Raw genomic sequence first — 26,338 nt, 5'->3', positions numbered from 1 at the left:
CCCGATGGTGGAGCAGAGTCATTTGGCAAGTACAGAGTGGGTTGACATTGTCAGCGAAGAGAATGAAGTGATCGCGCAGGCCAGCCGCGAACAAATGCGTGCGGAGCGTCTGCGTCACCGTGCAACGTACATCGTTGTGCATGACGGTATGGGCAAAATTCTGGTCCAGCGCCGTACGGACACCAAAGATTTTCTCCCGGGTATGCTGGATGCCACCGCAGGCGGGGTTGTCCAGGCAGATGAAGTGCTGCTGGATTCCGCGCGTCGAGAAGCAGAAGAAGAGCTAGGTATCGCCGGTGTGCCGTTTGCCGAGCACGGTCAGTTCTATTTCGAAGACGAAAACTGTCGCGTCTGGGGCGGGCTGTTTAGCTGCGTTTCTCACGGCCCGTTTGCCCTGCAGGAAGAAGAGGTGAGTGAAGTCTGCTGGATGACGCCGGAAGAAATTACCGCGCGTTGCGACGAGTTTACGCCGGATTCATTAAAAGCGCTGGCGCTGTGGATGACCCGCAACGCCAAAAACGAATCGACCAAATCAGAGAAAGAGGAAGAGGCTGAGTAAGCTTCAGCAACTCTCTCTCAGACACAGACTGGACGCGATGGGCTTTTGATCGCGCCAGTCGCCGCCATTCAGTCGCTCCAGTAGTGCTTTCCCGGCTTCAACTCCAATCTTACGATGCGGCACCGCCATCGTCGTCAGCGGCGGCTGACAGACGCGGCTCACGTCGCTATCGCCAAACCCTACCACTGCCAGATCGTCCGGCACTTTGATTCGCCTGCGCTGGCACTCGTATAGCGCGCCGCAGGCCAGCTCGTCAGAGACGCACACCAACGCATCCAGCTCCGGCCACGCCAGCAGGAATTCAGGCAGCTGCGCCGCGCCGGTCGAGAAGCTCGGCGGCATCGCCGCGTTAATGACCCGGTTCGGCGACATATGGTGGCGAAGCATGGCCTTGTACCAGCCCTGCAGATGCTGCTGGAAAATCCACTGCTCCTGGTTGGCGCACAGGAGGCCAATATTTTGGTAGCCGCGCTTAATCACCATTTCCGTGAGCTCATACATGGCCGCTACGTTATCAATCCCGATATTCATATCAATCGGGTCGGCGCGCATGGCACCCATCTCCATCACCGGAATGGAGGCGTTTTTCAGCCAGTGGCGAACGGTATCGGTATGTTCAACGCTGAGCAGGATAGCGGCGGCAATGTTCGACGCCAGCAGCGTCTCCAGCAGTTTCTCCTCCTGCTCCAGGCGATGCTGGGATTCTGCCAGCATGATCTGATACCCGGCAGGCTGCAGCACCTGCTGTAGCCCGGCGAACATCTCCGAGCAGCCGGCTTCGGAGAGGTTGGGCACCACCATGGCTATTGTCCACGACGACGCCGAGGCAAGCGCGCTGGCGGCAAGATTAGGCATATAACCCAGCTCCTGCACGGCAGCTTCAATTTTTTCTCGTAATTTATCGGAAACCTGTTCGGGCGTGCGGAGTGCACGGGACACGGTCATCGTGCCCACACCGGCAAGCTGTGCGACATCGGCGAGTGTCACTTTACCAGTACTGCGCCGTTTTCGGGTTAGAGACATACACCTTCCTGCTGACCAGACGCGTTCTTCATTTCCTTCGCTTCACGTGACAGGCAGTATACGCCTTAAATCCCTTTTTTTGCTGTGATTTAGCGCCGTGAATGTAATTTGATAGCGCTATCACATTTCTGCATGTTAACGATTGGTAGCGCTATCTTTGTGATCCCGATCGCAGTCATCCAGCGATGTGTTGAATAAAGTTTGCTCATCTTTAGCGTGTAGCGGGAGTAAAAAGTGCTCAAAAAATGGATATATGATACAACCATCACGCTGCAGGAGAGCGTGGAAAACTGGCCGCAGGCGCTGGAGCTGTGCGCGAAGCCGCTGCTGGATTTGCAGGTGATTGAGCCTGAATACGTCACGGCCATCATTCAGCAGCACCACACGTTAGGACCTTATTATGTGCTGGCACCAGGGCTGGCGATGCCGCATGCGCGGCCGGAGGAAGGCGCCAAAGGACTGGGGTTGTCGTTATTAAAACTAAAACAGGGCGTCTCGTTTGGTGCCGGTGAGTTTGACCCTGTCGACGTCATTATTATGCTCGCGGCACCCGACAAAAATAGCCATATCGAGATGATCTCGTCGCTGGCAGAGTTATTTTCCAGCGACGAGGATATGGAGAAACTGCATCAGGCGAATACGCGGGAGGAAATTAAAACAATTATTAACCGCTTCTGATTTAATTCTTTAATCCGGTTTTTCACAACATTACGCGTCAGCGTGATGGGGCGTACTCTACTCAAAATAAGGGGACAACAATGAAAATCATGGCTATTTGCGGTTCTGGCCTGGGCAGCAGTTTTATGGTCGAAATGAATATAAAAAAGGTGCTCAAAAAGCTGGAGATTGAGGCTGAGGTTGAACATTCCGATCTCTCCTCGGCCACGCCGGGCGCGGCCGATCTGTTCGTGATGGCAAAAGACATTGCGGCCAGCGCCAGCGTGCCGGAAAGCCAGCTGGTGGTGATCAACAACATCATCGACATCAACGAACTTGAAGCGCAGCTGCGCGCCTGGTTCGAAAGACAATAACCCTGATAAGGCGAGGTGGATATGTTTATCCTTGAAACGCTGAATTTCGTTGTTGATATTTTAAAAGTCCCTTCGGTGCTGGTCGGTTTAATTGCGCTTATTGGTCTGGTTGCGCAGAAAAAAGCGTTTTCGGACGTGGTGAAAGGAACCATTAAAACTATTCTGGGCTTTATTGTGCTGGGCGGCGGCGCCACGGTGCTGGTCGGGTCATTAAATCCGTTAGGCGGTATGTTCGAACACGCCTTTACGATTCAGGGCATTATTCCAAACAATGAAGCGATTGTCTCCATTGCGCTGGAAAAATACGGTGCAGCGACCGCGCTGATTATGGCCTTCGGCATGGTGGCGAATATTATCGTCGCGCGCTTTACTCGCCTGAAGTACATCTTCCTGACCGGGCACCACACGTTTTACATGGCGTGCATGATTGGCGTGATCCTGACGGTAGCAGGCTTTGAGGGCGTGGGTCTGGTCTTTACCGGCTCGCTGATCCTCGGCCTGATCATGGCTTTCTTCCCGGCGATTGCGCAGCGCTACATGAAGCGCATTACCGGCAACGATGAGATTGCCTTCGGCCACTTTGGCACGCTGGGCTACGTGCTGTCGGGCTGGATTGGCAGCAAGGTCGGCAAAGGCTCCCGCTCAACCGAAGAGATGAACCTGCCGAAGAATCTGAGCTTCCTGCGCGACAGCTCGATCTCCATTTCCCTGACCATGATGATTATCTACCTGATCATGGCGGTGAGCGCCGGGCGCGAGTACGTCGAGGCTACCTTCAGCGCCGGCCAGAACTACCTCGTCTACGCCATCATCATGGCAATCACCTTTGCGGCGGGGGTGTTCATTATCCTGCAGGGCGTACGCCTGATTCTGGCAGAAATTGTCCCGGCCTTTACCGGCTTCTCGGAGAAACTGGTGCCGAACGCGCGTCCTGCGCTGGACTGCCCGGTGGTGTACCCCTATGCGCCAAACGCGGTGCTGATTGGCTTCCTGTTCAGCTTCCTCGGCGGGATTGTGGGGTTGTTCATCTGCGGTCAGTTCAGCTGGGTGCTGATCCTCCCGGGCGTGGTGCCGCACTTCTTCACCGGCGCAACCGCTGGCGTGTTCGGTAATGCCACCGGCGGACGTCGCGGGGCGATGATTGGTGCGTTTGCCAACGGCCTACTGATTACCTTCCTGCCGGTCCTGTTGCTGCCGGTACTGGGCGCCATTGGTTTTGCCAACACCACCTTCTCGGACGCCGACTTCGGCGCGGTCGGGATTGTGCTCGGCAACCTGGCGCGCTTCCTGTCGCCGCTGGCCATCACCGGGCTGGTAGTAGCGCTGTTTGCGCTGCTGGTGGCGTACAACATCTTCGCGAAAAACAAACCTGCAGGCGGTAACGCGCAGGAAAACACCGGAGCCAAATCATGAATGAGAAAGAGATAACCGAACTCGCGCGTCAGATCCGTCTTGAGACGCTGAAGTCGCTGACGCAGCTGGGCTTTGGACACTATGGCGGCAGCATGTCGGTGGTTGAAACGCTGGCCGTGCTCTACGGCGCGGTGATGAAAATCGACCCGGCGGATCCGGACTGGCCGGAGCGAGACTATTTTGTCCTGTCGAAAGGCCATGCGGGCCCGGCGCTCTACAGCACGCTGGCAATCAAGGGCTACTTCCCGGTGGAAGAGCTAAGCACGCTAAACCAGAACGGCACGCGCCTGCCGAGCCATCCGGACCGCCTGAAAACGCGCGGCGTAGATGCTACCACCGGTTCGCTGGGACAGGGGATTTCCATCGCCGGCGGTATGGCGCTGTCGCACAGGCTGGCCGGGCGACCGAATCGGGTCTTCTGCATCGTCGGCGACGGCGAGCTGAACGAGGGGCAGTGCTGGGAAGCATTCCAGTTTATTGCTCACCATCGCCTGAACAACCTGACGGTATTTGTCGACTGGAACAAACAGCAGCTCGACGGCGAGCTGGACGAGATCATCAGCGCGTTCGACCTGGAGGGGAAATTCCGCGCCTTTGGCTTTGACGTGGCGACGGTGAAGGGGGACGACATTCCGGGTCTGCTGGCAGTGACGTCGCGGATCCGGGCAGCCGATGCGCGTCCGTTAGTCGTCATCCTCGACAGCATCAAAGGCCAGGGGGTGCCGTATCTGGAGCAGCTCAGCAACTCGCACCACCTGCGATTGACCGCGGAGAGCAAAGCGGCCCTCAACGAGACGATTCGCCAACTGGAGGCTTCACATGATTAAGGTTGCACCGGCAGGACAGAAAGACGCCGTTGAGATGCGTAAGGTCTACGCTGGCTTCGTGGCAAAACAGATTGAGGCCGGAAGTGACATCATTGCGCTCGAAGCAGACCTGATGAGCTCGATGGCGATGGACGGCGTAGCGCGAGATTATCCGCAGCACGTGATTAACTGCGGCATTATGGAGGCCAACGTCATCGGCACGGCGGCGGGGCTGTCGCTTACCGGACGCAAGCCGTTCGTTCACACCTTCACCGCCTTTGCCAGCCGCCGCTGTTTTGACCAGCTGTTTATGTCTCTGGACTATCAGCGAAACAACGTGAAGGTGATTGCTTCAGACGCGGGCGTGACGGCCTGCCACAACGGCGGAACGCATATGTCGTTTGAGGATATGGGCATCGTACGCGGGCTGGCGCATTCGGTGGTGCTGGAGGTCACCGACGCGGTGATGTTCGAGGACGTGCTGCGACAGCTTATCGATCTCGACGGCTTCTACTGGGTGCGGACCATCCGTAAGCAGGCACCGAGCGTGTATGCGCCTGGCTCAACCTTCACAATCGGCAAAGGCAACGTGCTGCGCGAAGGAACCGATATTACCCTGATTGCCAACGGCATCATGGTGTCGGAAGCGCTGGAAGCCGCGCGCCAGCTTGAGCAGGAGGGCGTCAGCGCGGCGGTCATCGACATGTTTACCCTGAAGCCTATCGACCGGATGCTGGTGAAAAACTACGCCGAGAAGACCGGGCGCATCGTCACCTGTGAAAACCACAGCATTCACAACGGCCTCGGGTCGGCGGTGGCGGAAGTGCTGGTGGAAACCTGCCCGGTGCCGATGCGGCGGGTGGGCGTTAAGGAGCGTTATGGCCAGGTGGGGACGCAGGATTTTCTGCAGAAAGAGTATGGCCTGACGGCACATGACATTGTATCGGCGGCGCGCGAGCTGCTGTAAATAAAAAAGGCGACCGGTTAAGTGGTCGCCTTTCTTGCCCGGTAAGCGCTAGCGCCACCGGGCTTTTTAACATTACTGCTGCTGCGAAGACTGGATAGCCGTCAGCGCGATGGTGTAAACGATATCGTCTACCAGTGCGCCACGAGACAGGTCGTTCACAGGTTTACGCATGCCCTGCAGCATTGGCCCGATGGAGATCAGGTCGGCAGAACGCTGTACCGCTTTGTAAGTGGTGTTACCGGTGTTCAGATCCGGGAAGATGAACACGGTAGCGCGGCCTGCAACCGGCGAGTTCGGCGCTTTAGATTTCGCAACGTCAGCCATAACCGCGGCGTCGTACTGCAGCGGGCCGTCGATCATCAGATCAGGACGTTTTTCCTGCGCAATACGGGTCGCTTCACGCACTTTTTCTACGTCGCTACCTGCACCTGAGGTGCCGGTGGAGTAGGAGAGCATAGCCACGCGCGGCTCGATACCGAAAGCGGTCGCGGAGTCTGCGGACTGGATAGCGATCTCGGCCAGCTGTTCTGCAGTTGGATCCGGGTTGATCGCGCAGTCGCCGTAAACGTAAACCTGTTCAGGCAGCAGCATGAAGAACACGGAAGAAACCAGAGAGCTGCCTGGCGCGGTTTTGATCAGCTGCAGCGGTGGACGGATGGTGTTCGCCGTGGTGTGAACCGCACCGGAAACCAGACCGTCAACTTCGTCCTGCTCCAGCATCAGCGTGCCCAGCACTACGTTGTCTTCCAGCTGCTCGCGCGCAACGGCTTCGGTCATGCCCTTGCTCTTACGCAGCTCAACCAGACGGGCAACGTAGCTTTCGCGAACCACTTCTGGGTCAACGATTTCGATGCCAGCGCCCAGCTCAACGCCCTGAGATGCCGCTACGCGGTTGATCTCATCCGGGTTACCCAGCAGCACACAGGTCGCGATGCCGCGCTCTGCACAGATAGCCGCTGCTTTAACGGTACGTGGTTCATCGCCTTCTGGCAGAACAACGCGTTTGCCCGCTTTGCGCGCCAGCTCGGTCAGCTGGTAACGGAATGCTGGAGGAGACAGACGGCGGCTGCGCTCGGAGGTCGCGGTCAGGGATTCGATCCAGTCTGCGTTGATGTAGCCCGCAACGTATTCCTGAACTTTCTCGATACGCTCGTGGTCATCAACCGGCACTTCCAGGTTGAAGCTCTGCAGGCTCAGGGAGGTCTGCCAGGTGTTGGTGTTCACCATGAAGACCGGCAGACCGGTGGCGAACGCGCGTTCGCACAGCTTGCTGACGCGCGGGTCCATCTCGTAGGCACCGGTCAGCAGGATCGCACCGATTTCCACACCGTTCATCGCGGCCAGGCACGCTGCAACCAGCACGTCTGGACGGTCTGCGGAGGTCACCAGCAGGGAACCTGCGCGGAAGTGTTCCAGCATGTGCGGAATGCTGCGCGCACAGAAGGTTACTGACTTCACGCGGCGAGTGTTGATGTCACCTTCGTTAACGATGGTGGCGTTAAGGTGGCGCGCCATATCGATTGCACGGGTGGCAATCAGATCGAAGCTCCATGGCACCGCGCCCAGAACCGGAAGCGGGCTGGATTCCTGCAGCTTAGCCGGGTCAACTTTGATGACTTTCGCTTTGGAAGAGTCGTCGAAGATCTCGGACAGGTCAGGGCGAGTACGGCCCTGCTCATCCACTGGCGCGTTCAGCTTGTTGACGATCACGCCGGTGATGTTGGTGTTTTTCGCGCCGCCGAAGCTGCTGCGCGTCAGCTCGATACGCTCGTTCAGCTGCTCTGGGGTGTCGGTGCCCTGAGACATCACGAAAACGATCTCTGCGTTCAGGGTTTTCGCGATTTCAAAGTTCAGAGACTGAGCAAACTGATGTTTGCGGGTTGGAACCAGACCTTCTACCAGCACCACTTCCGCGTCTTGCGCGTTAGCATGGTAGTTGGCGATGATCTCTTCCATCAGCACGTCTTTCTGGTTGCTGGAGAGGAGAGATTCAACGTGGCTCATCTTCAGCGGTTCGGCCGCTGGCAGATTGGAGTTTTTGCGCACGATGGTGGTGGTCTGGTCTGGCGCATCGCCCCCGGCACGTGGCTGGGCGATTGGCTTAAAGACGCTCAGACGAACGCCTTTGCGTTCCATAGCACGGATCACACCAAGGCTGACGCTGGTCAGGCCGACGCTGGTTCCGGTAGGGATCAGCATAATAGTACGGGACACGGTTTATCCTCTTTCGTTACCGCCGCAATTGGGCGGGTTACAAAACAGCACCGCCAGCATTGCTGGCGGTGTGGAATCAGGCAGTCAGGCGGTGCGCGTCTTGCGCAATGACCAGTTCTTCGTTAGTTGGGATAACGAGAGCAGGGCGGGTGCCTTCTTTGTTGATGAAGCCAGACTTGCCGAAGCGGGCAGCCAGGTTACGCTCGTGATCAACGTCGAAGCCCAGAACGCCCAGTTTGCCCAGGGACAGTTCACGAACCATTGCCGCGTTCTCACCGATACCACCGGTGAAGATAACCGCGTCCAGACGGCCTTCCATCAGCGCAGTGTAAGAGCCGATGTACTTCGCCAGACGGTGGCAATAAACGTCCATTGCACGTTTAGCGTCTTCTTTCTCTGCGTAGTTGTCTTCAACGTAACGGCAGTCGCTGGTGACTTCGGTCAGACCCAGCAGGCCAGACTCTTTGGTCAGCATTTTGTTGATCTGGTCAACGCTCATGCCCAGGGTGTCGTGCAGGTGGAAGATGATCGCCGGGTCGATGTCACCGGAACGGGTACCCATCACCAGACCTTCCAGCGGGGTCAGACCCATGGAGGTATCAACACATTTACCGTTGCGGATAGCCGAAACAGAACCACCGTTGCCCAGGTGGCAGGTGATGATGTTCAGTTCTTCAACCGGCTTGTTCAGGACTTTTGCGGCTTCCTGAGTCACATAGAAGTGGCTGGTGCCGTGCGCGCCGTAACGACGTACGCCATGTTCTTTGTACAGGCTGTATGGCAGGGCATAGAGGTAAGACTCTTCCGGCATGGTCTGATGGAACGCGGTATCGAATACGGCCACGTTTTTGTCTTTCAGATTCGGGAAGGATTTCAGTGCTTCAGCGATACCGATCAGGTGAGCCGGGTTGTGCAGCGGTGCGAAGGACGCAGAGTCCTTGATGCCCTGGATCACAGATTCGTCGATCACCACGGAGCTGGTGTATTTTTCGCCGCCGTGGACGATACGGTGACCAATCGCAGTCAGCTGAGCAGACAGTTCTGGTTTTTGTGCCAGAATAGTGTTAACGATAAAGTTCAGCGCTTCACTGTGAGCGGCGCCTGCACCTAAAGCCGCTTCTTGTTTGCTGCCGTCCATCTTCCACTTGATACGTGCTTCAGGCAGATGGAAACATTCGGCCAAACCAGAGAGGTATTCGTCACCGTTGAGCGCATCGATGATGGCGAATTTCAGTGAGGAGCTACCGCAGTTCAGAACCAGTACTAACTTACTCGACATGGAAGTACCTATTATTGATACGTGGCTAAAAAAACGTCAGTGAGTCTAACAGCGTAACGCATGATGACTCGGACATTTATGATTAACATCATGCCAAACGAACATTGTGGCATGATGGAAGAAATAACTATGATTTTATGCCATTTTGCACAATTTTCAGCCAATGGCATAATATGCAATAATTTGACGAGCTAATGATTCTCGTCTATGGCCCTATCAGGCTGGCACAGGATACCCGATACGGGGTAGAGATGACAAAATATTTTGAACGTTGTCATAGCTTGTTGTGGTTTTGCACGAAAATTTTAATTTTTATATGTGAAGTTGAGGTACAGCCATGTCGACACCAGAGAACCCGTCCGTAAATTTCTTCAGTCTGTTTCGTCGGGGACAGCATTACGCAAAGACGTGGCCAATGGAAAAGCGCCTTGCGCCGATGTTTATTGAGAATCGCACCATCCGCGCCACGCGCTATGCGATTCGCTTTATGCCGCCTGTCGCTGTCTTTACGCTGTGCTGGCAGATTGCGCTGGGTGGGCAGCTTGGACCTGCCGTCGCCACGGCGCTCTTCGCATTAAGCCTGCCGATGCAGGGCCTATGGTGGTTAGGTAAACGGTCCATCACGCCACTTCCACCTTCTATTTTACACTGGTTTTATGAAGTGCGCGGTAAGCTGGAAGAGGCCGGTCAGGCGCTCGCCCCGGTTGAAGGCAAGCCGGATTACCAGGCGCTGGCGGACACGTTAAAGCGTGCTTTTAAGCAACTGGATAAAACATTCCTCGATGATTTGTGATTGATCATCGAAACGACGACGAAAAGAAGGCACAGTAACAATCAGTTACCGTGTCTTTTTTTTAAGTGCAATGCGCTACAGGAGTCGAAAGATGGAAATGACCCATGCTCAACGTCTGATTTTGTCTAACCAGTACAAGATGATGACTATGCTTGATCCCGATAACGCTGCGCGCTACAGCCGCCTGCAAACCATCGTCGAACGCGGCTTTGGTTTGCAAATGCGTGAACTGGACCGCGAGTTTGGCGAGCTGAAAGAAGAAACCTGCCGCATCGTGATCGATATTATGGAGATGTATCACGCTCTGCACGTGTCATGGACGAATCTCAAAGATCGGCAGTCCATTGACGAGCGTCGCGTCACTTTCTTAGGCTTTGATGCCGCAACGGAAGCGCGTTATCTGAGCTATGTTCGTTTTATGGTGAATACTGAAGGGCGTTATACCCACTTTGACGCGGGCACCCACGGCTTCAACGCGCAGACCCCGATGTGGGATAAGTATCAGCGCATGCTGAGCGCGTGGCATGCCTGTCCGCGTCAGTACCATTTAAGCAGCAACGAAATTCAACAAATCATTAATGCCTGACGGAGGTGCGTGTGCAGTGTAGAGGTTTTCTGTTTGATCTGGACGGTACGCTGGTGGACTCGCTGCCGGTTGTTGAGCGTTCATGGTGCCATTGGGCTGACAGACATGGCATCCACCATCAGGACGTGCTGAATTTTATCCATGGCAAACAGGCCATTACCTCGCTACGGCACTTCCTGGCCGGACGCACTGAGGACGAAATTCAGGCGGAGTTCAAATACCTGGAGCATATTGAAGCCACCGATACTGACGGCATCACCGCATTACCGGGCGCGCGCGAACTGCTTGAGCATTTGAACGAGGCGCAGATCCCGTGGGCTATCGTCACCTCCGGTTCCGTACCGGTTGCCCACGCCCGACACAAGGCGGCAGGGTTGCCGACGCCTGACGTGTTTATTACGGCGGAGCGCGTGAAGCGGGGTAAACCGGAGCCTGATGCATTTTTACTGGGCGCTGAACTGCTGGGCCTCGACCCGGCAGAGTGCGTGGTGGTGGAAGATGCGGCGGCTGGCGTACTGGCCGGGCTGAACGCAGGGAGCCACGTCATCGCCGTTAACGTTCCGGCGGGATCTCCCCGCCTGGAGGAGGCAGATTTGGTGCTCGATTCCCTGACGGCACTGGCTGTTTCGAAAGCCTCTGATGGCGTTGTAACCGTCTCGCTAAAAATGTAAACCCATGATATAGCCCCACGCTGATGGGGCTTTTTTATGGCAAAATTTCTCATCTCCCACTGACAAGGACATGTTGTGAACGGTGAACTGATTTGGGTCCTGAGCCTGCTTTTAATCGCCATGCTTCTTTTTGCAACGGGCAAGGTACGCATGGACGCCGTCGCCTTGTTTGTCATCGTCGCGTTTGTGCTGAGCGGTACGCTCACGCTGCCGGAAGCCTTCTCCGGGTTTAGCGATCCCAACGTTATCCTGATTGCAGCCCTGTTTATTATTGGTGATGGGCTGGTGCGCACCGGCGTGGCGACCATTGTGGGGTCGTGGCTAGTGAAAGTGGCGGGCAGCAGCGAAACCAAAATGCTGATCTACCTGATGGTGACCGTCGCCGGACTGGGGGCGTTTATGAGCTCCACGGGCGTGGTCGCCATCTTCATCCCAGTGGTGTTGAGCGTTTCCATGCGGATGCAGAGCTCGCCGTCGCGCCTGATGATGCCCCTGAGTTTCGCCGGTTTGATCAGCGGAATGATGACGCTGGTGGCAACGCCGCCGAACCTGGTCGTCAACAGCGAGCTGATCCGGGAAGGATTTGAGGGCTTCAGTTTTTTCAGCGTCACCCCGCTTGGGCTGGTTATTCTTGTAATGGGCGTGGTCTACATGCTGCTGACCCGTTTTGCCCTTAAAGGTGAAAGACAGGACAAAAATAAAGAAGGATGGAAGCGACGCACCTTCCGCGATTTGATTAAAGAGTACCGCCTTACCGGGCGCGCGCGCCGTCTGGCTATTCGCCCCGGCTCGCCGATGGTTGGGCAGCGGCTTGATGATCTGAAACTGCGTGAGCGCTATGGCGCGAATGTGATTGGCGTAGAGCGCTGGCGACGTTTTCGTCGAGTGATCGTTAACGTCAACGGGGTGTCGGAATTCCGCGCGCGTGACGTCCTGCTGATTGATATGTCAACCGCGGACGTGGATCTGCGCGATTTTTGCAGCGAACAGCTGCTGGAACCTATGGTGCTTCGCGGGGAGTATTTCTCCGATCAGGCGCTGGATGTCGGCATGGCCGAGGTGTCGCTGATCCCGGAGTCGGAACTGTTGGGTAAAACCGTGCGGGAAATGGGATTCCGTACCCGCTATGGCCTGAATGTCGTGGGGCTGAAGCGCGATGGCGTGGCGATGGAAGGGGCGGTAGTCGATGAGCCGATCCTGCTGGGCGACATCTTCCTGGTTGTCGGTAACTGGAAGCTGATAAGCCAGCTCGGGCAAAAAGGGCGTGATTTTGTGGTGCTCAACATGCCTGTTGAGGAGAGCGACGCGTCGCCTGCGCACAGCCAGGCGCCTCACGCTATTTTTTGTCTGGTGCTGATGGTGGCGCTGATGCTGACCGATGAAATTCCCAATCCGGTCGCGGCAATCATCGCCTGCCTGTTGATGGGTAAATTCCGCTGTATTGACGCCGAAAGCGCCTATAAAGCCGTTCACTGGCCGAGCATTATTCTCATCGTCGGGATGATGCCTTTCGCCCTGGCGTTGCAAAAAACCGGTGGCGTGGATCTGATCGTTAAAGGCTTAATGGACGTCGGCGGCGGGTATGGGCCGTACATGATGATGGTCTGCCTGTTTATCATGTGCGCCACCATCGGTCTGTTTATCTCCAACACCGCGACGGCGGTACTGATGGCGCCTATCGCGCTGGCGATGGCAAAGTCCATGGGCGTATCGCCGTACCCGTTTGCGATGATGGTGGCGATGGCCGCTTCCGCGGCATTTATGACGCCGGTCTCTTCACCGGTGAACACGCTGGTGCTCGGGCCCGGGAACTATAAGTTCAGCGATTTCGTGAAGCTGGGCGTGCCGTTCACCGTGCTGGTGATGGTGGTGTGCGTGGTATTGATACCGGTCCTGTTCCCGTTTTAAGCGTGAGCGCAGAAACGTAGGCCGGGTAAGGCGAAGCCGCCACCCGGCGAAAAATTACAACGGTGAATCCTGGCTGATCTCATCCAGAGACAGATGGAAGCTCGGTACAAACACCTGCATAAAATAATCCATCTCTTCGCTGCGGCGGGATTCCAGCGTTTTTTCCAGGCGCGTTTTTGCCAGTAAAAATTCGTTATTCCCTGCGGACAACTCTTCGAGACACTTCAGATAGGCGCAGAGCGCGTCGGCCTGTTTGACCAGCGACTTTTCATCTTCCGTGTACTGATGCTCATCGATGAGCGGCTCAAAGATGTCGCGCAACTCATCCGGCACCATGTCGATCAGCTTCTGCTGGGCAATCTTCTCGATGGCCTTATATTCCTGCGCAATTTGCGAGTTGAAATATTTCACCGGCGTAGGCAGGTCGCCGGTCAGCACTTCTGACGCATCGTGGTACATCGCCAGCAGGGCGATGCGCTCTGCATTGACCTGACCGTTGAATTTGCGGTTTTTAATGGCGGCCAGCGCGTGAGCGACCATGGCAACCTGCAGGCTGTGCTCTGACACGTTCTCTGTGCGCACGTTGCGCATCAGCGGCCAGCGGTTGATGAGTTTCAGGCGGGAGAGGTGGGCAAAGAAATGACTCTGACTCATAGGATACCTTTTGTCTTCACTGCGACAGGCGTTCATTGTGCGGGGAGGGGAGGGAAGATGCAAATCAGGCTACCGAAGTAGCCTGATTTTAAGATTACTGATGGTATCCAGAGAGGAAGCGACCAAAGCGGCTGATGGCCATTTCGAGGTCATCTTCGCGCGGCAGCGTCACGATGCGCACATGATCCGGCCACGGCCAGTTAAACGCCGTGCCCTGGACCAGCAGCACTTTTTCCTGCAGCAGGAAATCAAGCACCATTTTCTGATCATCGTGAATATTGAAGCGCTTCGCGTCAATTTTCGGGAACATATAGAGCGCCCCATTCGGCTTCACGCAGGAAACCCCCGGAATATCGTTGATCAGCTCCCACGCGCGGTTACGCTGTTCGTACAGGCGTCCACCGGGCACGATGAACTCGCTAATGCTCTGATAACCACCCAGCGCCGTCTGGATTGCGTGCTGCGCCGGAACGTTGGCACATAAACGCATGGAGGCCAGCATCTCCAGCCCTTCAATATAGCCTTTGGCGTGCTTTTTCGGACCGTTTAATACCATCCAGCCCTGACGGAAACCGGCCACGCGGTAGGTTTTAGACAGGCCGTTAAAGGTGACGGTCAGCAGATCCGGGGCCAGCGCTGCGATTGAGTGGTGCTGTGCCGCGTCGTACAGGATCTTGTCGTAAATTTCGTCGGCAAAGATGATCAGGTTGTGCTGGCGGGCGAGCTCGACGATCTCCATCAGCAGCTCTTTTGAGTATACCGCACCCGTTGGATTGTTCGGGTTAATGATCACGATGCCGCGCGTGCGGGGCGTGATTTTTGCGCGAATATCATCGAGGTCCGGGAACCAGTCGGAGGACTCGTCGCAAAGATAGTGCACGGCCTTACCGCTGGACAAGGATACTGCAGCCGTCCACAGCGGATAGTCCGGTGCGGGAACCAGCATTTCGTCACCGCTGTTCAGCAGCGCCTGCATCGCCTGCACGATCAGTTCGGAGACGCCGTTGCCAATATAAATATCTTCAACGGTAACATCACGCATGCCGCGTGCCTGGTAGTGTTGCATGATAGCTTTACGTGCGGAGTAAAGTCCTTTTGAATCGCAATAGCCTTGTGCAGTAGGAAGGTTGCGGATCACATCAACCAGAATTTCATCCGGCGCTTCAAAACCAAATGGCGCAGGGTTACCAATGTTGAGTTTAAGAACCTTATTGCCTTCCTCTTCAAGGCGTTTTGCCTCTTTCAGAACCGGGCCGCGGATGTCATAACAGACGTTATCTAGCTTGCTGGATTTTTCGATAGGGGACATGAACCTTTAACCTTTTCGCTATTATTGCCACTCCCTGCCGTGGAAGTCAGCACGGAATAATGTACTCCCCCCTCGCTTCGTTTTGAAGGGTGTGCAGTAGAAGATTTTGTGCCGGCAGCAAAAAATTGATAAATCTTTTTCGCTGCACATTCGCTTTTATACTGGCTTAAAGTTGCACTTACGGTACCAGGATGGGGTGAATGTGCTATTAATTTGCCAAAATACTGTATATTGTGCTGAATAAAATAAGTGGTGAGCCGGACGACGGTAGCAATCACCCTGAGTGACTTTTCGTAAATCCTGAATGCTTGAGGAATGTTCCTGTAAAAGCATAATGTGGCTAAAAGTTACTCATGTGAAATTAATGTTAAGTGCCATTAATGAATGGTCTTAATCTAAATTAAAATTTATTTATTATTAACCTATAAAATGCAACTTTAGTTAATTTTAATAAAATTAGTTTAGAAGCTTAACATTCTTCTTTAATCCTCAATATTGCAATAAGACTTATAAATAAAGTGGATTTGGGTTAAGATGTCTTACAGGAAAGCAGGGGGCAGATACACGGTTTTTGTATATCTGTAACTGATTTTCCGAATTAATTGATTGTTATTGTTGGAGTTATCTCTGGCTGGAATGTGTCGAACATCTCCTGCTACGTTGACAGCGCTGCGATAAAGATGGCAGAAAAGGTGTTATACCTTTAATGTAATTTACATAAACCTGCGAACATCTAAATATCCTGAACGTTTAAGAGAATAAAAATAACGTCATGAAACGTGCTTTCTGACTGTTGATATAAAGCAGCACAATAACTATCTGTCAGGCAGTCTGCCGGGCCGGGATGCGAGGGAAAACCTTCAGAGGGAATTGCTTAACTGTTACACACAGCTTCAACCCGGGCAGCTCCGCACGAGCAACCTGAAAGTGAATAGATATGATAAATGCAAATCGTCCGATAATGAATCTCGACCTCGATCTGCTGAGAACGTTTGTTGCGGTCGCCGATCTCAACACTTTTGCAGCAGCTGCTGCCGCCGTTTGCCGAACTCAGTCCGCCGTCAGCCAGCAAATGCAGCGGCTGGAGCAACTGGTTGGTAAAGAGCTTTTTGCGCGTCATGGGCGTAATAAGCTCTTAACGGAACACGGTATTCAGCTTCTGGGTTATGCCAGGAAAATTCTTCGCTTTAATGATGAAGCATGTATGTCATTAATGTTTAGCAACCTACAAGGGGTGCTAACGTTAGGCGCATCTGATGAGTCAGCGGATACAATATTGCCGTTTCTTCTCAATCGTATCAGTTCGGTTTATCCGAAGCTTGCACTGGACGTTAGCGTAAAGCGTAATGCTTTTATGGTTGAGATGTTAAATGAGAATAAAGTCGACCTGGTGGTGACTACGCATCGTCCCGGGCAGTTTGATTGCCTGACGCTGCGTACATCGCCTACGCACTGGTATTGCGCAGCCGAATACGTGCTGCAAAAAGGGGAACCGGTGCCACTGGTCTTACTGGATGACCCGAGCCCGTTCCGTGATATGGTGCTCACGGCGCTGAATGAGGCCAACATTCCGTGGCGTCTGGCGTATGTGGCTTCCACGTTGCCAGCGGTCCGTGCAGCCGTGAAGGCCGGTCTGGGTGTAACGGCGCGTCCGGTAGAGATGATGAGCCCCGATCTGCGCGTTCTGGGAAAATCCGATGGCCTGCCTGCGCTGCCGGATACGGAATATCTGCTCTGCCACAATTCGTCCAGCCATAACGAGCTGGCAAAGGTGGTGTTCGACGCGATGGAAAACTACCATAACCCGTGGCAGTTCGAGCGCGTTACCTCCGAAGGGGGGGATGATTCCCTGATCGTTGAAGGGGATTTTGAGTGATCGCCTGCTCAAAATTCTGGTAACAAAATGTAAGTGTAAAAAAAGGCCACTCGTGTGATTTTCGCATGCAGTGGCTTTTTTTTAGCAATAATATCCGCTTATAGCATATGGATTTTCAGGATACTCTATATTTATCAATAAGCTAAATGATTTTGCTTACATATTGTCCGTTTTCCGTTCTAACTTCATCCATATCCCTCTCATGTTAAAAAAACAGGAAATATGTTGCCGTTTTCCTGGTTGAATTAACAAAAGCGTGTCACAGATCAAGAAAATACTCCTATTTGGGGGGAGGAATCGTTGGCAAATCCTGTCAAAATAGGAGGGTTATTTTTTTTACTTCCGAAACGGACACGATTCAACAACATACATTTGACGGAAAGTCATGCACCCACCAGGGTTAAAGGGCACCAAATGTTAATGAGAATCGCTCGATGTAATTTAATGTGAAGAAACCTTTGTTAAAGTTGACAATAGGTTATAGAAAGGAGTAAAAAACCCCATCATTTTGCTGTCTACGTCTCATTTCTGACAGTTAGTGTAAGGTTATTTGTTCCTCCCCATGAATCGATGTGATGCCCATCTGCCAGCAAGAGCAGTGTCGTTGGTATCACTTTTGATGAGTAAGCAATGAGTATGTCAACATCCACAGAAGTCATCGCTCATCACTGGGCATTCGCAATCTTTCTTATTGTAGCCATTGGCCTGTGCTGCCTGATGCTAGTCGGCGGCTGGTTCCTGGGCGGTCGCGCCCGTGCAAGGCACAAAAACACACCTTTCGAATCAGGTATTGATTCAGTAGGTTCCGCTCGCTTACGCCTGTCTGCCAAGTTCTATCTGGTAGCCATGTTCTTCGTCATCTTCGACGTGGAAGCGCTTTACCTTTTCGCATGGTCAACGTCCATCCGCGAAAGTGGTTGGGTGGGCTTTGTCGAGGCCGCAATTTTCATTTTAGTGCTACTGGCCGGTCTGGTTTATCTGGTGCGTATTGGCGCGCTTGACTGGACGCCTGCGCGTTCACGTCGTGAACACATCAACCCGGAAAACAGTATCTCTAATCGTCAGCAGTAACAGCGAGGCAATAAGATGGATTATACGCTCACCCGCATAGATCCTAACGGTGAGAATGACCGTTACCCCCTGCAAAAACAGGAGATCGTAACCGACCCCCTGGAGCAAGAAGTCAATAAAAGCGTGTACATGGGCAAACTCGAACATGCCATGCACGATATGGTCAACTGGGGTCGTAAGAACTCCATCTGGCCTTACAACTTTGGCCTTTCTTGCTGCTACGTTGAAATGGTGACGTCATTCACTGCGGTGCATGACGTTGCGCGTTTTGGGGCAGAGGTACTGCGTGCTTCCCCACGTCAGGCTGACCTGATGGTGGTAGCCGGTACGTGCTTTACCAAAATGGCACCTGTTATTCAGCGTCTTTATGACCAGATGCTGGAGCCTAAATGGGTTATCTCCATGGGGGCATGTGCTAACTCTGGCGGTATGTACGACATCTATTCCGTCGTACAGGGCGTAGATAAATTTATCCCAGTGGATGTGTACATCCCGGGTTGCCCGCCACGTCCGGAAGCCTACATGCAGGCATTGATGCTGCTGCAGGAATCTATTGGTAAAGAACGTCGCCCACTGTCGTGGGTTGTTGGCGATCAGGGTGTGTATCGCGCGAACATGCAGTCTGAGCGCGAGCGTAAACGTGGTGAACGTATTGCCGTCACCAATCTGCGTACGCCTGACGAAATTTAAATTGCGCCTGTAGGCCTGGAGAACACCTTCGCATATCACTACTCAAATAGCGCGAAGCCAGGCTCAACAGTCACCACGGACCATTTGCAATGGTGAACAATATGACCGACTTAACCGCGCAAGAAGCCGCCTGGCAGACCCGGGATCATCTGGATGACCCAGTCATTGGCGAACTGCGCAACCGTTTTGGGCCGGATGCCTTTACTGTTCAGGCTACCCGCACCGGGGTACCCGTTGTTTGGGTGAAGCGTGAGCAATTACTGGAAGTTGTCGATTTCCTCAAGAAATTGCCAAAACCGTACGTCATGCTGTTTGACTTACACGGCATGGATGAACGTCTGCGTACCCACCGCCAGGGGCTCCCTGCTGCGGACTTTTCCGTTTTCTACCACCTGATCTCAATAGACCGTAATACGGATATCATGCTCAAGGTGGCATTGTCTGAAAACGACATGCATCTGCCGACAATCACCAAACTTTTCCCGAACGCCAACTGGTATGAGCGTGAAACCTGGGAAATGTTCGGCATGACCTTCGACGGCCACCCGCACCTGACGCGCATCATGATGCCGCAGACCTGGACCGGCCACCCGCTGCGTAAAGACTACCCGGCACGTGCAACCGAATTCGATCCGTTTGAGCTGACCAAAGCCAAACAGGATCTGGAAATGGAAGCGCTGACCTTCAAACCGGAAGACTGGGGCATGAAGCGCGGTACCGACAACGAGGACTTCATGTTCCTTAACCTCGGTCCGAACCACCCGTCTGCGCACGGTGCATTCCGTATTATTCTTCAGCTCGATGGCGAAGAGATTGTCGACTGCGTGCCTGACATTGGCTACCACCACCGTGGTGCTGAGAAGATGGGCGAGCGTCAGTCCTGGCATAGCTACATTCCGTATACGGACCGTATCGAGTACCTCGGCGGCTGCGTCAACGAGATGCCATACGTGCTGGCCGTTGAGAAACTGGCGGGTATCGTTACGCCGGATCGCGTTAACGTGATTCGCGTCATGCTGTCAGAACTGTTCCGTATCAACAGCCACCTGCTGTACATCTCCACGTTCATTCAGGACGTCGGCGCGATGACCCCGGTGTTCTTCGCCTTTACCGACCGTCAGAAAATCTACGATCTGGTGGAAGCGATTACCGGTTTCCGTATGCACCCGGCCTGGTTCCGCATCGGCGGTGTGGCGCACGATCTGCCGCGCGGCTGGGACCGTTTGCTGCGTGAATTCCTCGACTGGATGCCAAAACGTCTGGCGTCTTACGAGAAAGCCGCGCTGCGTAACACCATCCTGAAAGGCCGTTCCCAGGGCGTTGCTGCCTACGGCGCGAAAGAAGCGCTGGAGTGGGGGACAACAGGTGCAGGTCTGCGTGCGACCGGTATTGATTTCGACGTGCGTAAAGCCCGTCCTTACTCTGGCTACGAGAACTTCGACTTTGAAGTCCCGGTGGGCGGCGGTGTTTCCGACTGCTACACCCGCGTGATGCTTAAAGTGGAAGAACTGCGCCAGAGTCTGCGCATCCTTGAGCAGTGCCTCAACAACATGCCGGAAGGCCCGTTCAAGGCGGATCACCCGCTGACGACGCCGCCGCCGAAAGAGCGCACGCTGCAACATATCGAAACCCTGATCACCCACTTCCTGCAGGTTTCCTGGGGTCCGGTCATGCCGGCGCAAGAATCCTTCCAGATGATTGAAGCGACCAAGGGTATTAACAGTTACTACCTGACCAGTGACGGCAGCACCATGAGCTACCGTACCCGCGTGCGTACGCCGAGCTTTGCGCACCTGCAGCAGATTCCGTCCGCCATCCGCGGCAGTCTGGTCTCTGACCTGATTGTGTATCTGGGTAGTATCGATTTTGTTATGTCAGATGTGGACCGCTAATTATGCACGAGAATCAACAACCACAAACCGAGGCTTTTGAGCTGAGTGAAGCAGAACGTGCCGCCATTGAGCACGAGATGCACCACTACGAAGACCCGCGTGCGGCGTCCATTGAAGCGCTGAAAATCGTACAGAAACAGCGTGGTTGGGTGCCGGACGGGGCGATCTATGAGATCGCGAAAGTGCTGGGTATTCCGGCAAGCGACGTAGAAGGCGTAGCCACGTTCTACAGCCAGATCTTCCGTCAGCCGGTTGGCCGCCATGTGATCCGCTACTGTGACAGCGTTGTCTGCCATATCACCGGTTATCAGGGCATCCAGGCTGCGATTGAGAAGAAGCTCAATATCAAGCCGGGCCAGACCACGTTCGATGGACGCTTTACTCTGCTGCCAACCTGCTGCCTGGGTAACTGCGACAAGGGGCCGACCATGATGATTGATGAGGACACTCACAGCCATCTGACGCCGGAAGCGATTCCTGACCTGCTGGAGCAGTACAAATGAAAACTGTAATTCGTACTGCTGAGACGCATCCGCTGACCTGGCGTCTGCGTGATGACAAACAGCCGGTATGGCTCGACGAATATCAGAGCAAAAACGGCTATGCCGGTGCGCGTAAAGCCCTTGGCGGCATGGCGCCGGACGACATCGTTAACGCGGTAAAAGAGTCTGGCCTGAAAGGCCGCGGCGGCGCGGGCTTCTCCACCGGTCTGAAGTGGAGCCTGATGCCAAAAGATGAATCCATGAACATCCGTTACCTGCTGTGTAACGCCGATGAAATGGAGCCGGGCACCTATAAAGACCGCCTGCTGATGGAACAGCTGCCGCACCTGCTGGTGGAAGGCATGCTGATTTCCGCGTTCGCGCTGAAAGCGTACCGTGGCTATATCTTCCTGCGCGGTGAGTACATTGAAGCGGCGGAAAACCTGCGTCGCGCGATTGCCGAAGCCACCGAAGCGGGCCTGTTGGGTAAAAACATCCTGGGCACCGGGTTTGACTTCGAACTGTTCGTGCACACCGGTGCCGGGCGTTATATCTGCGGTGAAGAAACCGCGCTGATTAACTCTCTGGAAGGCCGCCGCGCGAACCCGCGTTCCAAGCCACCGTTCCCGGCAAGCTCCGGCGTGTGGGGGAAACCGACCTGCGTAAACAACGTCGAAACCCTGTGTAACGTTCCGGCTATCCTCGCCAACGGCGTGGAGTGGTATCAGGGCATCTCCTCAAGCAAAGATGCCGGTACCAAGCTGATGGGCTTCTCCGGTCGCGTGAAAAATCCTGGCGTCTGGGAACTGCCGTTCGGTACCACCGCGCGCGAAATTCTTGAAGACTACGCCGGCGGCATGCGCGATGGTCTGAAATTTAAAGCCTGGCAGCCGGGTGGGGCAGGGACAGACTTCCTGACCGAAGCCCACCTTGACCTGCCGATGGAGTTCGAAAGCATTGGTAAAGCAGGCAGCCGTCTGGGTACGGCGCTGGCGATGGCCGTCGACCACGAGATCGGCATGGTCTCGCTGGTGCGTAACCTGGAAGAGTTCTTCGCCCGTGAGTCCTGCGGCTGGTGTACACCGTGCCGTGATGGTCTGCCGTGGAGCGTGAAGATCCTGCGTGCAATCGAACGTGGCGAAGGCCAGCCTGGCGATATCGAGACGCTTGAGCAACTGTGTCGATTCTTAGGCCCGGGTAAAACCTTCTGTGCCCACGCACCGGGTGCCGTCGAACCTCTGCAGAGCGCGATCAAATATTTCCGCGACGAGTTCGAAGCAGGCATCAAGCAGCCGTTCAGCAATACCCATGCCATCAATGGGATTCAGCCGAACCTGCTTAAAGCGCGCTGGTAACGACAAGAATTTTGATTAACGCTCGGTTTCGACCGAGCCAACTGGAAGCATGCTAATGGCTACGATTCATGTAGACGGCAAAGAATACGAAGTCAACGGGGCGGACAACCTGCTGGAAGCTTGTCTGTCTCTTGGCCTCGATATTCCGTACTTTTGCTGGCATCCGGCGCTGGGCAGCGTCGGTGCTTGCCGCCAGTGTGCGGTGAAGCAATATCAAAACGCGGAAGACACGCGTGGTCGCCTGGTGATGTCCTGTATGACGCCAGCCACCGAAGGCACCTTTATTTCGATTGATGACGAAGAAGCGAAACAGTTCCGTGAAAGCGTTGTGGAATGGTTGATGACCAACCACCCGCACGACTGTCCGGTCTGTGAAGAGGGCGGTAACTGCCACCTTCAGGATATGACCGTGATGACCGGTCACAGCTTCCGTCGCTATCGCTTTACCAAGCGTACCCACCGTAATCAGGATCTGGGGCCGTTCATCTCTCACGAAATGAACCGCTGCATTGCCTGCTACCGCTGCGTGCGTTACTACAAAGACTATGCAGACGGTCAGGATCTGGGCGTGTATGGCGCACATGACAACGTCTACTTCGGTCGTCCAGAAGACGGCGTACTGGAAAGCGAATTCTCCGGTAACCTGGTAGAAATCTGCCCGACCGGCGTCTTCACGGATAAAACCCACTCCGAGCGTTACAACCGTAAATGGGACATGCAGTTTGCGCCAAGCATCTGCCAGCAGTGTTCCCTCGGCTGCAACACCAGCCCTGGTGAGCGCTACGGCGAACTGCGTCGTATCGAAAACCGTTACAACGGTACCGTTAACCACTACTTCCTGTGCGACCGCGGTCGTTTCGGCTATGGCTATGTGAACCTGAAGGACCGTCCGCGTCAGCCGGTTCAACGCCGTGGCGACGACTTCATTACCCTGAACGCTGAACAGGCGATGCAGGGCGCGGCAGACATTCTGCGCCAGTCGAAGAAAGTGATCGGTATCGGCTCTCCGCGCGCCAGCATCGAAAGCAACTTCGCCCTGCGCGAGCTGGTTGGGGCGGAAAACTTCTATACCGGTATCGCCCAGGGCGAGCAGGAACGTCTGCAGCTGGTACTGAAAGTGCTGCGTGAAGGCGGTATCCATACCCCTGCGCTGCGCGAAATCGAATCCTATGATGCGGTCCTGGTGCTGGGTGAAGACCTGACGCAGACCGGCGCACGCGCGGCTCTGGCGGTTCGCCAGGCGGTGAAGGGTAAAGCACGTGAAATGGCAGCGGCGCAGAAAGTGGCTGACTGGCAGATTGCGGCGATCCTGAACATCGGCCAGCGCGCGAAGCATCCTCTGTTTGTGACCAACGTCGACAACACCCGTCTGGACGATATTGCGGCGTGGACCTACTGCGCACCGGTTGAAGATCAGGCGCGTCTTGGCTTTGCCATTGCCCACGCGCTGGACAACAACTCACCGGCCGTTGAGCTGGATCGCGACCTGCAAAACAAGGTCGACGTGATTGTTCAGGCCCTGGCCGGTGCGAAGAAACCGCTGATTATTTCCGGTACCAACGCCGGTAGCGCAGAGATCATTCAGGCAGCAGCCAACGTGGCCAAAGCTCTGAAAGGCCGCGGTGCTGACGTCGGTGTGACCATGATTGCCCGTGCGGTGAACAGCATTGGTCTGGGCATGATTGGCGGCGGCTCGCTGGAAAAAGCGCTAAGCGAACTGGAATCCGGTGCCGCTGACGCCGTGGTGGTGCTGGAAAACGACCTGCATCGTCATGCTTCTGCCGCTCGCGTAGACGCCGCGCTCTCCAAAGCCCCGCTGGTGATGGTCATTGACCATCAGCGCACCGCGATTATGGACAAAGCGCACCTGGTGCTCTCTGCGGCAAGCTTCGCAGAAAGCGACGGTACCGTTATCAACAACGAAGGCCGCGCACAGCGTTTCTTCCAGGTTTATGACCCGGCGTACTACGACAGCAACACCGTGATGCTGGAAAGCTGGCGCTGGCTGCACTCCCTGCACAGCACCGTGCAGAGCCGTGAAGTGGACTGGACGCAGCTCGACCACGTTATCGACGCGGTAGTCGAAAAACTGCCTCAGCTGGCAGGCATTAAAGATGCCGCGCCTGAAGCAAGCTTCCGCATTCGCGGCCAGAAACTGGCGCGTGAACCGCACCGTTACAGTGGCCGTACTGCGATGCGTGCCAACATCAGCGTGCACGAACCGCGCCAGCCGCAGGATAAAGACACCATGTTCGCCTTCTCGATGGAAGGGAACAACCAGCCGTCTGCGCCGCGTTCGCAAATCCCTTTCGCATGGGCACCGGGCTGGAACTCCCCGCAGGCATGGAACAAGTTCCAGGCTGAAGTGGGCGGCTCCCTGCGCCACGGCGATCCGGGCGTGCGTCTGATTGAAGCCTCCGAAACCGGTCTGGACTTCTTCACCACCGTACCGGCGAGTTTCCAGGCGCAGGACGGTAGCTGGCGTATTGCCCCGTACTACCACCTGTTCGGTAGCGACGAGCTGTCCCAGCGTTCACCGGTCTTCCAGACCCGTATGCCGCAGCCGTACATCAAGCTTAACCCGGCTGACGCCGCGAAGCTTGGCGTTAACGCGGGTGCAAACATCGCCTTTAGCTATGACGGCCAGACCATCAGCCTGCCGCTGATTATTTCTGAAAGTCTGACAGCAGGGCAGGTAGGTCTGCCGATGGGTATGCCTGGCATCGCGCCGGTTCTGGCGGGTGCGCGTCTTGATAATCTGCAGGAGGCAAAAGCATGAGTTGGTTAACGCCGGATCTTATCGACATCCTGCTGAGCATTCTGAAAGCGATTGTTATCCTGCTGGTGGTGGTCACCTGCGGCGCGTTCATGAGCTTTGGTGAACGTCGTCTGCTCGGTCTGTTCCAGAACCGTTACGGACCGAACCGCGTGGGCTGGGGTGGTTCACTCCAGCTGGTCGCGGATATGATCAAGATGTTCTTTAAAGAGGACTGGATCCCGCGCTTCTCGGACCGCGTGATCTTTACTCTGGCACCGATGATCGCCTTCACCTCGCTGCTGCTGGCGTTTGCTATCGTTCCGGTCAGCCCGACCTGGGTGGTCGCTGACCTGAACATCGGCATTCTGTTCTTCCTGATGATGGCAGGCCTCGCGGTTTACGCGGTCCTGTTCGCAGGCTGGTCCAGTAACAACAAATACTCGCTGCTGGGGGCGATGCGTGCTTCCGCGCAGACCCTGAGTTACGAAGTGTTCCTGGGTCTTTCCCTGATGGGCGTGGTGGCGCAGGCCGGTTCATTCAACATGACCGACATCGTCAATAACCAGGCCGACATCTGGAACGTTATTCCGCAGTTCTTTGGGTTTATTACCTTTGCCATCGCGGGCGTTGCAGTGTGTCACCGTCACCCGTTTGACCAGCCAGAAGCCGAACAGGAACTGGCCGACGGTTACCACATCGAATATTCCGGTATGAAATTCGGTCTGTTCTTCGTGGGCGAGTACATCGGTATTGTCACCATTTCCGCGTTGATGGTAACGCTGTTCTTCGGTGGCTGGCATGGCCCGTTCTTACCGCCGTTCATCTGGTTCGCGCTGAAAACCGCGTTCTTCATGATGATGTTCATTTTGATTCGCGCAGCGTTACCGCGTCCGCGTTATGACCAGGTAATGTCCTTCGGCTGGAAAGTGTGCCTGCCGCTGACGCTCGTCAACTTGTTGGTAACGGCGGCTGTCATTCTCTGGCAGCAGCCATAAGGGGCT

At 55.1% G+C, this 26,338-nt stretch carries 23 protein-coding genes; 18 read left to right on the top strand and 5 right to left on the bottom strand.

What is annotated here, in order from left to right:
• The first annotated feature begins 4 nt into the window (after positions 1-4).
• The gene (gene yfcD, locus PUP35_RS15415; RefSeq protein WP_032641987.1) at positions 5-559 is read left to right on the top strand and encodes an NUDIX hydrolase YfcD; all 555 of its coding nucleotides are present in this window, start codon (positions 5-7) and stop codon (positions 557-559) included.
• Positions 560-562: 3 nt separating this feature from the next.
• Here yfcD and PUP35_RS15410 read toward each other — a convergent pair whose 3' ends face one another.
• Entirely contained in the window at positions 563-1,582 is a 1,020-nt protein-coding gene (locus PUP35_RS15410; RefSeq protein WP_127731794.1) for a LacI family DNA-binding transcriptional regulator, read from the bottom strand.
• A gap of 234 nt (positions 1,583-1,816) precedes the next feature.
• Between PUP35_RS15410 and PUP35_RS15405 the strand changes: the two genes are divergently transcribed.
• The 5 genes from PUP35_RS15405 to PUP35_RS15385 all read left to right on the top strand — a co-directional run bounded on the left by PUP35_RS15405 (position 1,817) and on the right by PUP35_RS15385 (position 5,799).
• Positions 1,817-2,260: a PTS sugar transporter subunit IIA gene (locus tag PUP35_RS15405; protein ID WP_274240420.1), complete on the top strand. Its 444-nt coding sequence runs from the start codon at positions 1,817-1,819 to the stop codon at positions 2,258-2,260.
• 80 nt (positions 2,261-2,340) lie between these two features.
• Complete coding sequence (locus tag PUP35_RS15400) at positions 2,341-2,613, top strand: PTS sugar transporter subunit IIB (protein ID WP_003861447.1); 273 nt, start codon at positions 2,341-2,343, stop codon at positions 2,611-2,613.
• A 21-nt stretch (positions 2,614-2,634) separates the two neighbouring features.
• On the top strand, positions 2,635-4,026 hold the full coding sequence (locus PUP35_RS15395; RefSeq protein WP_115875900.1) for a PTS ascorbate transporter subunit IIC: 1,392 nt from the start codon (positions 2,635-2,637) through the stop codon (positions 4,024-4,026).
• On the top strand, positions 4,023-4,853 hold the full coding sequence (locus PUP35_RS15390; RefSeq protein WP_115875899.1) for a transketolase: 831 nt from the start codon (positions 4,023-4,025) through the stop codon (positions 4,851-4,853). The genes PUP35_RS15395 and PUP35_RS15390 overlap by 4 nt, the downstream gene beginning before the upstream one ends.
• Positions 4,846-5,799: a transketolase family protein gene (locus PUP35_RS15385; protein WP_047174244.1), complete on the top strand. Its 954-nt coding sequence runs from the start codon at positions 4,846-4,848 to the stop codon at positions 5,797-5,799. The genes PUP35_RS15390 and PUP35_RS15385 overlap by 8 nt, the downstream gene beginning before the upstream one ends.
• 72 nt (positions 5,800-5,871) lie before the next feature.
• Here PUP35_RS15385 and pta read toward each other — a convergent pair whose 3' ends face one another.
• Together pta and ackA are read right to left on the bottom strand one after the other, a co-directional pair.
• Positions 5,872-8,013, bottom strand: coding sequence for a phosphate acetyltransferase (gene pta, locus PUP35_RS15380; protein WP_045327913.1), 2,142 nt, complete (start codon positions 8,011-8,013; stop codon positions 5,872-5,874).
• 76 nt (positions 8,014-8,089) lie between these two features.
• Positions 8,090-9,292 carry an acetate kinase gene (ackA, locus tag PUP35_RS15375; protein ID WP_023312544.1) on the bottom strand — a complete coding sequence of 401 codons (1,203 nt, stop codon included), beginning with the start codon at positions 9,290-9,292 and terminating at the stop codon, positions 8,090-8,092.
• Between the two features lie 337 nt (positions 9,293-9,629).
• Between ackA and yfbV the strand changes: the two genes are divergently transcribed.
• From yfbV to PUP35_RS15355, 4 genes are all read left to right on the top strand, one after another.
• Positions 9,630-10,085: a terminus macrodomain insulation protein YfbV gene (gene yfbV / locus PUP35_RS15370; protein ID WP_023312543.1), complete on the top strand. Its 456-nt coding sequence runs from the start codon at positions 9,630-9,632 to the stop codon at positions 10,083-10,085.
• Between the two features lie 91 nt (positions 10,086-10,176).
• Complete coding sequence (locus PUP35_RS15365) at positions 10,177-10,671, top strand: YfbU family protein (protein WP_023617380.1); 495 nt, start codon at positions 10,177-10,179, stop codon at positions 10,669-10,671.
• Positions 10,672-10,682: 11 nt separating this feature from the next.
• Positions 10,683-11,342 carry a sugar phosphatase gene (locus PUP35_RS15360; RefSeq protein WP_274240410.1) on the top strand — a complete coding sequence of 220 codons (660 nt, stop codon included), beginning with the start codon at positions 10,683-10,685 and terminating at the stop codon, positions 11,340-11,342.
• A 75-nt stretch (positions 11,343-11,417) separates the two neighbouring features.
• The gene (locus tag PUP35_RS15355) at positions 11,418-13,250 is read left to right on the top strand and encodes an SLC13 family permease (protein WP_274240408.1); all 1,833 of its coding nucleotides are present in this window, start codon (positions 11,418-11,420) and stop codon (positions 13,248-13,250) included.
• Between the two features lie 54 nt (positions 13,251-13,304).
• Here PUP35_RS15355 and yfbR read toward each other — a convergent pair whose 3' ends face one another.
• Together yfbR and alaA are read right to left on the bottom strand one after the other, a co-directional pair.
• Complete coding sequence (gene yfbR / locus PUP35_RS15350; protein WP_010433329.1) at positions 13,305-13,904, bottom strand: 5'-deoxynucleotidase; 600 nt, start codon at positions 13,902-13,904, stop codon at positions 13,305-13,307.
• Positions 13,905-13,998: 94 nt separating this feature from the next.
• Positions 13,999-15,213, bottom strand: a complete 1,215-nt coding sequence (gene alaA, locus PUP35_RS15345) for an alanine transaminase AlaA (RefSeq protein WP_008500204.1) — start codon at positions 15,211-15,213, stop codon at positions 13,999-14,001.
• A gap of 937 nt (positions 15,214-16,150) precedes the next feature.
• On the opposite strand from alaA, the gene lrhA reads away from it, so the two are divergent.
• From lrhA to nuoH, 8 genes are all read left to right on the top strand, one after another.
• On the top strand, positions 16,151-17,089 hold the full coding sequence (lrhA, locus tag PUP35_RS15340) for a transcriptional regulator LrhA (RefSeq protein WP_111965271.1): 939 nt from the start codon (positions 16,151-16,153) through the stop codon (positions 17,087-17,089).
• 630 nt (positions 17,090-17,719) lie between these two features.
• The gene (nuoA, locus tag PUP35_RS15335) at positions 17,720-18,160 is read left to right on the top strand and encodes an NADH-quinone oxidoreductase subunit NuoA (protein ID WP_014171000.1); all 441 of its coding nucleotides are present in this window, start codon (positions 17,720-17,722) and stop codon (positions 18,158-18,160) included.
• Positions 18,161-18,175: 15 nt separating this feature from the next.
• Positions 18,176-18,850 carry an NADH-quinone oxidoreductase subunit NuoB gene (gene nuoB, locus PUP35_RS15330; protein WP_003861482.1) on the top strand — a complete coding sequence of 225 codons (675 nt, stop codon included), beginning with the start codon at positions 18,176-18,178 and terminating at the stop codon, positions 18,848-18,850.
• A gap of 89 nt (positions 18,851-18,939) precedes the next feature.
• On the top strand, positions 18,940-20,742 hold the full coding sequence (gene nuoC / locus PUP35_RS15325; RefSeq protein WP_023312537.1) for an NADH-quinone oxidoreductase subunit C/D: 1,803 nt from the start codon (positions 18,940-18,942) through the stop codon (positions 20,740-20,742).
• 2 nt (positions 20,743-20,744) lie between these two features.
• Entirely contained in the window at positions 20,745-21,245 is a 501-nt protein-coding gene (gene nuoE, locus PUP35_RS15320) for an NADH-quinone oxidoreductase subunit NuoE (RefSeq protein WP_006176513.1), read from the top strand.
• Positions 21,242-22,579, top strand: a complete 1,338-nt coding sequence (gene nuoF / locus PUP35_RS15315; RefSeq protein WP_008500209.1) for an NADH-quinone oxidoreductase subunit NuoF — start codon at positions 21,242-21,244, stop codon at positions 22,577-22,579. Before nuoE ends, nuoF begins: the two co-directional genes overlap by 4 nt.
• A gap of 55 nt (positions 22,580-22,634) precedes the next feature.
• The gene (nuoG, locus tag PUP35_RS15310; protein ID WP_274240397.1) at positions 22,635-25,358 is read left to right on the top strand and encodes an NADH-quinone oxidoreductase subunit NuoG; all 2,724 of its coding nucleotides are present in this window, start codon (positions 22,635-22,637) and stop codon (positions 25,356-25,358) included.
• On the top strand, positions 25,355-26,332 hold the full coding sequence (gene nuoH, locus PUP35_RS15305; protein ID WP_008500211.1) for an NADH-quinone oxidoreductase subunit NuoH: 978 nt from the start codon (positions 25,355-25,357) through the stop codon (positions 26,330-26,332). The genes nuoG and nuoH overlap by 4 nt, the downstream gene beginning before the upstream one ends.
• The last annotated feature ends 6 nt before the right edge of the window (positions 26,333-26,338 follow it).

The organism is Enterobacter sp. S-33 (assembly GCF_028735835.1).
Lineage (GTDB): Bacteria > Pseudomonadota > Gammaproteobacteria > Enterobacterales > Enterobacteriaceae > Enterobacter > Enterobacter vonholyi.
This window is presented reverse-complemented; position numbering and strand designations above follow the sequence as displayed.